General features: G+C 53.5%; 7 protein-coding genes. 4 read left to right on the top strand and 3 right to left on the bottom strand.

Annotation, left to right across the window (positions count from 1 at the left end; translation table 11 throughout):
• The first annotated feature begins 146 nt into the window (after nucleotides 1-146).
• The 4 genes from LN415_05355 (at nucleotide 147) to LN415_05340 (ending at nucleotide 3930) form a co-directional block, all read left to right on the top strand.
• Nucleotides 147-560 (top strand): SLATT domain-containing protein, encoded by a 414-nt coding sequence (locus LN415_05355; protein ID MCJ2556520.1) that lies wholly within the window; start codon nucleotides 147-149, stop codon nucleotides 558-560.
• Between the two features lie 138 nt (nucleotides 561-698).
• Nucleotides 699-1700, top strand: a complete 1002-nt coding sequence (locus tag LN415_05350) for a cysteine protease (protein MCJ2556519.1) — start codon at nucleotides 699-701, stop codon at nucleotides 1698-1700.
• Nucleotides 1701-1765: 65 nt separating this feature from the next.
• Entirely contained in the window at nucleotides 1766-2728 is a 963-nt protein-coding gene (locus LN415_05345) for an endonuclease/exonuclease/phosphatase family protein (GenBank protein ID MCJ2556518.1), read from the top strand.
• Nucleotides 2729-3093: 365 nt separating this feature from the next.
• Complete coding sequence (locus tag LN415_05340; protein MCJ2556517.1) at nucleotides 3094-3930, top strand: hypothetical protein; 837 nt, start codon at nucleotides 3094-3096, stop codon at nucleotides 3928-3930.
• A gap of 237 nt (nucleotides 3931-4167) precedes the next feature.
• Here the strand turns inward: LN415_05340 and LN415_05335 are convergent, their stop codons facing one another.
• From LN415_05335 to LN415_05325, 3 genes are all read right to left on the bottom strand, one after another.
• Nucleotides 4168-4995: a hypothetical protein gene (locus tag LN415_05335; GenBank protein MCJ2556516.1), complete on the bottom strand. Its 828-nt coding sequence runs from the start codon at nucleotides 4993-4995 to the stop codon at nucleotides 4168-4170.
• Nucleotides 4996-5237: 242 nt separating this feature from the next.
• Nucleotides 5238-5420 (bottom strand): hypothetical protein, encoded by a 183-nt coding sequence (locus tag LN415_05330; protein MCJ2556515.1) that lies wholly within the window; start codon nucleotides 5418-5420, stop codon nucleotides 5238-5240.
• 15 nt (nucleotides 5421-5435) lie between these two features.
• On the bottom strand, nucleotides 5436-8375 hold the full coding sequence (locus LN415_05325; protein MCJ2556514.1) for a hypothetical protein: 2940 nt from the start codon (nucleotides 8373-8375) through the stop codon (nucleotides 5436-5438).
• Nucleotides 8376-8551 lie beyond the last annotated feature (176 nt).

Raw genomic sequence — 8551 nt, 5'->3', positions numbered from 1 at the left:
GAGAGAAAAGTGGTGGTATGGCTGTAAGTACGAAAGAGTTTCAGAAGTATGCAACGGAGGAGGTCTTGGTTTGGTTCAAGAAGCTTAGGGTTGTGAACAGAGCGCACTGGGAGACTGCCGAGTAGTTCAAGAGGCATGGGTTTGCTTTGGGTGTAGTTTCAGTTTCTGTGACGGCAGTTGCTGGAACTTCAGTGTTTGCAAACTTGACATCATCCCCCATCTACTGGTTGCAGGTGCTAGCGGGATTCCTCACCTTCGTCGCTGTGGTTTCAGCTGCTCTGCAGAACTACCTTGATTACCCTAGGAGGGCAGAGCGCCACCGTCAAATGGGCATCCTGTTCGGGGGCGTCAAGCGATTGGCAGAAATAAAGTTGGCCAATCCCCCCAGCTCGCGGAAGGAGCTTGAGGATTCCTTGAAGGAGCTTGCCGATAAATGGAATGAGGTTGCCACGAACCAGCCGAGTATTCCACAGTGGCTCCTGGAGAAGGTCGAAAAGGAAGTGGAGTCTCGGCCTGAGCGCCGACGCTTATTGGATCGAGGGGGAGAGCAAGAAGCTTGAGAGGGAGCTGGGGAAGAGAGGGTCTTGGCCATTTGGAGGGCCATTCTCAGTCGGCCAATTCAAGCGTGCAGTATTCTCCTCAGGAGAAAAATGAAGGCTTAAGTACCGAGTCGCAGAGAACTGTACCGGAGGTGTGTGATGTATTCCGCTTATAAACATGTGGAGAGACCTGGAGCGAGGGATACCGTCGGTACGGGATGGATCCCTCCGTTGCCAGATCTGCGCGACTACACAATAGATCATCCGGAGATCGCCAAGATGGCAAAGAAGGTGGGCTACTCTCCAAAGATTGCCACGGTGGTGAAGAAACTGGCTTCCTCGCCGCCAAAGAAACATGTCAAGCTATACATGGGGAACCCGTTTTTTCTACCGCCCAAGAAGGACTTGAGGAAACACTGCTCGCCGATTGAGAACCAGGGAGGCTTGGGTTCATGCACTGCACAGGCAGCCGTGGGGATAGTCGAGTACTTCGAGAGACGAGGCTTCAAGAGGCATATCGATGGTTCCCGTCTCTTTGTCTACAAAACGACCAGAAACTTGATGGGTGTTACGGGAGACACAGGTGCCTGGATCCGAAACACGATGGGGGCATTGGTGCTTTGTGGATGTGCACCGGAGAGGTACTGGCCGTATACGGACAGCGACCCAGAATTCGATGAGGAACCGCCCTCCTTTGTCTATGCGGTGGCCGACAACTACGAGGCCCTCAAGTACTTCTGCCATGATCCCCAGGCTGCGTCCAGACCCACCTCCCTGGTGCTTTTTCTTGTGAAGCTCTATCTCGCAATGGGCATACCCTCAATGTTCGGATTCTACGGATTTGAGTACGGGCATTACGAGGGAAACACCTATGTTATGCCCTACAACGATGGCGAGATTCCCTATCCTTGCCCACGTGATCATGCCCTGTGGGGACATGCAGTAGTCGCAGTGGGTTACGACGACAACAAGAAGATCGAGAACGACGAGTGTACCAAAAAGACCAAAGGCGCGTTTTTGATACGCAACTCCTGGGGAAAGGCCTGGGGAGACAACGGATACGGATGGATACCATACGACTTCGTCATTGACAAGCTGGCATTGGATTTCTGGTCCTTATTGAGCATGGAATGGGTGGACACGAAGAAGTTTGGCATCTAGGGAGACTTGTATGCAAAGGACCCGCTTCGCTGGAAGGATATGGCATAGGAATTGGATGTGATAAGATGAAAGACTTGGTGGTTGCCACGTTCAACGTGGAGAATCTGGAGGACACGGACTCCAATCTGTGGACCGTGCGCAAGAAGGTGCTTGGGCGGATGCTGGAAAAGATTGGGGCTCACGTCCTTCTCTTGCAGGAGGTCCACAGCCTGACAGCCCTGGACGACCTGCTCAAGGGGACGAGCTATGAGCGGTATAATCGTGCACATACGGTCAGCCCATCATCGGGAAAGCCGTACAGGTATCGGAACCTCGTGATTCTCAGTGAGAAAACCATCGTGGAGACGAAACAGTACAGGAACGACCTGGCCGACCCGCCAGAATGGAGAAAGATCACCAGCCTCCCTGAAGAGGATGAGGCGAAGCGACTTAGCTGGGAGCGTCCGATTCTGCACTCCAAGGTGCGGCTGAGCGGGGACCACACTCTGCACGTGATCAACCTTCATCTTAAATCGATGAACCCGACCTATGTGAAGGGTCAAAGGCACGAGGACAAATATTGGCTCTGGCTCTCCCACCAGGGTTGGGCAGAAGGATACTACATCTCGGACGTGAAGCGTGTTGGGCAGGCGCTGGAGACGCGCATTCTGATAGACCAGATCTTCGACGAGGATGGCGACGATGCTCTGATTGTCGTGGGGGGAGACTTCAACGCCGAGGTCGGTTCCGTTCCGTTCAAGGCGATCGTGGGGAGCGTGGAAGACACCCAGAACGAGGCCCTCCGCACCGGAGTGCTTATCCCCTGTGAGCTCAACGTTCCGCGAGATAAGCGCTACTCGCTCATTCATCATGGGAAGGGCAACATGCTGGACCACTTGGTCGTGTCGCAGGCGCTCATCCCGTACTGGATCGACACGGAGATATACAATGAGACACTCCACGACGAGAGCCTGGCATTTGCGACTGACCTGAAGTTTCCGGGGTCGGACCATGCCCCAATCCGTGGCAATTTCAGGGTTCCATGGTGACCATTTGAGGTTGTCAGGCATGGATTCGCTTTCCACGTTGCCGACAATCTCCGACACTTCCAGCTTTTCGGTTCACTTGTGGTCGAGGTCGTTGACGACACGTCAGGGGGAATACGATCAAATCTGAACGAGATGATCGACTCATAGGGCAGATAGAGATTCGACTCGACCGCCTGATTGAAGAGAAGAAAAAGGAGCTCAGGCAGGATGATGGCTTACTTGTGCGAACGTACCGGAGATTGAGCTACCCTTTCTGGAGACTTCCCATCCCTGAGATATATCATGACTGGTGTACTGTCCAGGGTTTTACGAATCGCGTCAGACTGGCGATAGTTTCGAGAGAAGTGTTCATCTGTCGTCACGAGGTGGACCGCTATGAAGATGTTGAGTTCCTGAAGAAGGAGCACAGATATGCGGCTGTACGAGGCTATCTGGACCTTGCGAAAGAGGAACGAAACCCCGGTCGCGCCTGGAACTACGTCAACTCAGCCGACAAGATACTGCCGCTGATTGTCGATGATGCAGATATTCCAAGGTCTCTGTATCGAATGGCCTTCTGGGACAAGAGGCTCGAAGAACTGGACGAGAAAGCCAGAGATGAACTCGGGAAGACTGGGAAAAGAGTGGACTGTATGATACAGGAGAGAGAGGGACGCGAAAAGACCAAGGAATCCAATCCGGATGAGCTATTGGTGCAGTCAGCGTACGAACTGCAGTCCCAGCGCGCCAGATTCTGGTATGACATCAACAGCAACACGACACTAAGATTCTGCCTTTGGAGCGCCTTCAACGCCAGGCTTCTGACAATCTTGGTCGCATCGATTATCCTAGCCGAGTGGCTGTATCACACCGTCATTCGTCCTACGGACCCGTGGTGGTATCTCCCGTTTTTCACCATTTCCTTGATGGGTCTCCTTGGCGGAGTTCTGAGCACTCAGTTGCTGACACGTGAGTTCATCGAGAAGGAGACCTCTGCTGGTCTGATCAATGTCCTAACACTCACGCGTATCTTGCTCGGGGCAGCCGGTGCTCTTGTATACTTCCTGATTGCAGGGTCTGGTTTGGTCGCTGGTCAAGATATCTCGCAACTTCTACACGACAACGCTTTCGTTCTCATGAGCACTGGCGTCGTGGCGGGGTTCTCCGAACAGCTATTCATAGGTGCCCTTGACAAACATACGAGGCATCTTTCCATAGCTTAGACAAAGAACTCACTTAACACGAAGCCTCTCAATCCAAGCCGGACTCCATGCCAAAGGCCACCGTCAGCCAGCGATGGAGGTTCTCTGCCTTGGTGCATCAATCTCGCGCTCTTGTGGGAGGATACCGCCGAAGATTGGCAACCCGATACCATCGTGATGGTAGTTGTCGTCCTCCATGTTGAAGTACGGAATTTCTTGAGACTTTCTTCAACTTCTATCTCAGCTCTCTCGGTCATGTCACTTGCGTCGCGGTCGTCCGAGAGCACGAATCCATAATGGCCTCGTGAGAGCGACCGCTACAGTGATTACTATGCCCAGAAGGAAGGCCATACTGAATGCCCAAAACCATCCAAAGGAAGTTGAGACACCTAGTCCTACAGTTACAGTGACCACTACTGTGACGAATATGGCCACAAGGCTCCATGCCCGTTGTTCTGCCACTGAGCTTTTCAGCGCAGTCAAGGAATCTTGGTGAGGTGCCGGAGACTTTGTCCCTGACCGTTGCCTTGGTCTTCTGCGGGGCAAATCATCATTGAATGTGAGGTCCAGTAGATCAATGTTCTCCAAAGCACTGACAAGCCTGCGAATCTTTGTGTCTGTCCTAACCGCGTCATTCACAGGCTTGAGTTTTTCCAATAGCCTACCGCTGTTCCCTGGCCAACGAACGGCCTTTGTTCTTGTCGATACTGTCCCTAGGTACTGCTTGACCCGGTCATATGTACTATGAAAGCGTGCGCGCAATGCTTTGCTCTCTGGCGTTGCCTCCCATCGTTGAAGGAAGAGCTTCAGCCCAGAACTGCTAAGTTTCTCTGGGATTTCGAAATGGTCTACTACCAAACCAGCAAGAAGTCTTTTTGACTCGGCTCCTTGAACATATCGCTCAAGAGCTTCTTCATAGTCGTTAGCTAGCTTCTGGGCCTCGTCGAGCAATCTGTCCAATCCAGCGTTAGCGTCAGACATCCGACAGTCATCATCGTTCACCAACTTATACTCTCTTGATTCTTTCAGAGAAGCTGGACTTATTAACACGCTTCGCGAGAGTTCGGGGGAGAAATACATGAGCAATAGACACCCAGAGAACAAATGGCGTTCTTCAATGAGGAGTACGACATGTTGTGATGATTCCAGGGCCCCTGCTGTCTTGCATTCGATTGAGTCATTCCCATTGTCAAGAGAAAGCCGGCCCCCACCATGGTGGTCAATATCATTCTATTGATACACTTTGGCGTCCAGCACCCTCACAGAAAAGGGGAGTGCAACCAAAAAAACTGACAGAGCTGCCCGCAGGGCCGTTCATTCAGTTCCCTTCACCCTCTCGCATTCAGCTTGATCTGGATGGTCCACGAGTCGAAGCTCTCCGGCGTTCCGAGGTCCACGACGATGTCGATGGGCGAGCCCATCGGCGGCTGGGTGTAGCCGAAGAAGCCGTAGTTCCTGCCGACGAACCAGAAGCTGAAGTACTCGGCGGACCCGCCTGCGTGGCTGCGCACACTCCCAAGCCAGACCTAGGGCCCTGGGCCCGTCTCTTCTGCAGGGATCAGCGGGCGCTTGCCTGTTCGATCACCCGGTTCGAATCCGATGTCCCCCACGAAAGAGAAGGATCGAACGAGCCTGAAGGATTCGGGACTGATCGCACTAACTGTCAACCACTTGGCCAGTCCATCTGAGTCCTTCAGTATCTCAAGCAGATGCTGCCAGTCCTGAGGTGAGCCGGCACTAGGGTCCGTGACCGCAAGAGTCTTGAGGAAACTAGCCAAATTCTCAATGGTCGGAGATTTCAGCTTCCTCTCGAGCGCATCAAAAGCTCCTCGCATGATCTCAGGGAAGCGGGCGGACATCGCCAGCAGGTAGATGGCGACTTGCTCGTCATCGTATCCTGGTCTAAGGGTCCTGGTCCAGATGATCTTGAGCAGCTTGTAGATGTTGGTGAGTCGTTTCGCGGCGCGGGGGCTCAGGCTCAGCTCTTTGCAGCACCTCTTCAACAAGTCAAACTCCGAGGATGAGAATCTAAGAACGTCCCGGGTAAGATCCTCTCGAGGGGGGCCTTCTATTCTGACAGATGGCTCCGTGGGTGTCCCCTGACCTCCTTCTTCCTGATTTGGGACCTGGTCTCGAGGTGGTCTGGTTTCACGAATCACTTCTTCCACGTCAACTTGCCTCCTCAGGTACAAATCCAGGGCGTCTTCGTCAATGGGTCGCAGGCGATATGGCAACTGGACAATCTTCCCAACGTAGTCAAGGCCCGAGGGATCTCCTCCCCTGACGAGAATCTCTTTGTATTCCTTCTCCAAAGCCCGTGTAATGTACCGAACATCCATCGCTAAGACGACCACGAAGAGCTCCGTCTTTACGAGCAGCTGAGCCGCCTCCAAAACCTCAACCACCCTCTTCGGTGGGCAACGGTCCAAGTCGTCAATGAATAGGACTACGCGCGCGGGTCCTCGGGGGAAGAGTTTCCGCTTCTCTTCCACCTCGTCTCTGGGGTCAGTTTTGCTGACAACCAGGCTACGACTCAGATCGGAAAAATCCTTTTGGACTTGGTGCATCAGCCCCAACCGCTTCTCATACACATTTTCGTCCTTTCTTGCATCTATCAATTCCCTTAGAGAGGCGAACTCGGCGGTCATGCCAATCCTCTGCCTCCGGCTCTCAACTTCGGTTTCCAACTCCTCTAATTCGCATAGGTCTGCCTGGTGTTTCTCGGCTCTTCTCTTGGCCTCACTCCTCTTGAACACCAGCTGGAGTTGGTCGGGGTTCAATTCTGGCAATTGGGACTTGAGATTGGCAAGCCGAGCCCGACCCCCGTCTGACAAATCCTTGTCTGTCAGTGCGATTCGTCCTCGTCGCCGAGCCCAGTTGACCCTTGCTCGAGCAAAACCCAGGAGTGCCAAGAGAATAGATGCCGTTAGGCCGTGGATTTTGAAATAAGCCAGGGAGCCCTCCACAAGAGGGAGGAGGGTCGAGACTGCTGACAGAGCTGCAAATCCTGCCGACTCAGCTGGCTTGGCCATTGACCACTTCTTTGGCAGGCTCACTATTTCGCTGAAAGCCGATCTGAGAAAACCCGTCTCGGTCGACACCAGAGCGTCTTGCTTCAATGCCAGCCCTATAACCTTCTGTTCAAGATCTTCGCGCTCTGTCCTTGTCAGCCGTTGGAGATGAGACCACAAAGGCTCAGTCGGGTGCTTGACTTCGGCATCCACTCCCTCAATCTGCTTCTCCTCCAAGGTTAGCTGGTCGTTCAAGTCGGAGAAGATCCTGTCCATCAGACTGGCCCAGAGATTGGATTTCGCGTAAGTCCAGGCGTCGAAGCGGACGAAGTAGACATGCCCGACGTATAAAGAGCGCTTCTCAGGGTCATCGTTCCAGGTCTCCTCCTCTTTCAGTCTCATTGCCCGAATCTGCCTCATCCTCTGCCGTAGCAAATGCATGACGAAAGATTTCCCACTCCCCCATCCACCGAGTATGCCAACGACGAAGGGGGGACTGAGGTCCTGCAACATAACTGCGTCGGCCATTGCATGCACTTCAGTTGAGATGTCCAGTAAGTCCTCTCCTGTAGCATCGTCATTATTGAGTGCCTGACCATACATCCCTGGGCGTTTCGCGAAGGTCTCCCTCGCGACTGCGACTACCTTCGGGTCCAGTGTAACTATGTTGATTTCTGGAACCTGCGAAGTTGTCAGAGCTTTGAGCGCCCCATCAACTATCGCCATGGCCACCTCCGCGCGAGGAAGGGGGCCCACCCCGCTCCCTAATAGTGGGATGGCAATGCTGTCGAGATTCATGTCTGCAGCCATCCTGACGATTGCCGTGGCGGCTTTCCGGGAGTTGTAGATGGACCACTTTCCTTCGTGGTGGGCTGTCGCGGCGATGAGAACCTGCGGGAAGCCTGAAGGCAGCTCCAGATCCGGGTTAAACGGAAACGATACAAGGCGAGGTCTATCAGGCTTGACAGCCTCCCTGACCGAGGGTTCATCGAACGCCAATTCGAAGTCGGACGCCAAAGAGGGGTCAATGGCCTCCAAGTGCTTGATTATGGCCGGTCCTAGCGAGCCGAATCCCGAAATGTCGAAAGGAACAACCAAAGCATCTACATCCATAGCCCACGGAGCGTCGGTGCTGCCAATGCAAATAGAACTCTCGTTCTCTGAGATGAGGTTGTATTGCACTAGAGGTCTCAAATGCGGTACATACTCGTCCGCAATGACATCGGTTGGAATCCCCTGAATCACTCTGGGAAGGATATCCTCCTTGGGAAGCTCCGTCACTGGTTTCTTTTCCTTGACGGAAATGACGATTGCTAGCTCGTCAGTTCTCTTCCCATTGACGGTCTTGTAGCCTATGTGCACGCCTGTTACGCCTGGCAGTTTCAGCAGATCCGCTTCGGCTTCTCTTCTGACACGTTCGACCTTCTCCCAATCCGCCTGGACGCGCTCCTCCACAGATATCCCCCCACGTGTACGAATCCTCAGGTTCTCCAACGGCGCAAGAGTCTATGCGATCGAAACCTCCCTCCGCAGCTGAGATCTCGTCAAGGAGCCAAAGAACGACTCTCCGATTTATACATATCGATGGTTGCTGCGATGAAGCTGCATCCATCGTCCGAGCGAGTGGCCCC

The sequence above is a fragment of the Candidatus Thermoplasmatota archaeon genome (assembly GCA_022848865.1).
Lineage (GTDB): Archaea > Thermoplasmatota > Thermoplasmata > RBG-16-68-12 > JAGMCJ01 > JAGMCJ01.
The sequence above is the reverse complement of the archived record's forward strand: the minus strand, read 5'-3'. Positions and strand labels throughout refer to the sequence as shown.

Excerpts from the sequence above, each read along its gene's own strand:
- LN415_05350 (MCJ2556519.1), top strand. The coding sequence starts at position 699 with ATGTATTCCGCTTATAAACATGTGGAGAGACCTGGAGCGAGGGATACC.
- LN415_05345 (MCJ2556518.1), top strand. The coding sequence starts at position 1,766 with ATGAAAGACTTGGTGGTTGCCACGTTCAACGTGGAGAATCTGGAGGAC.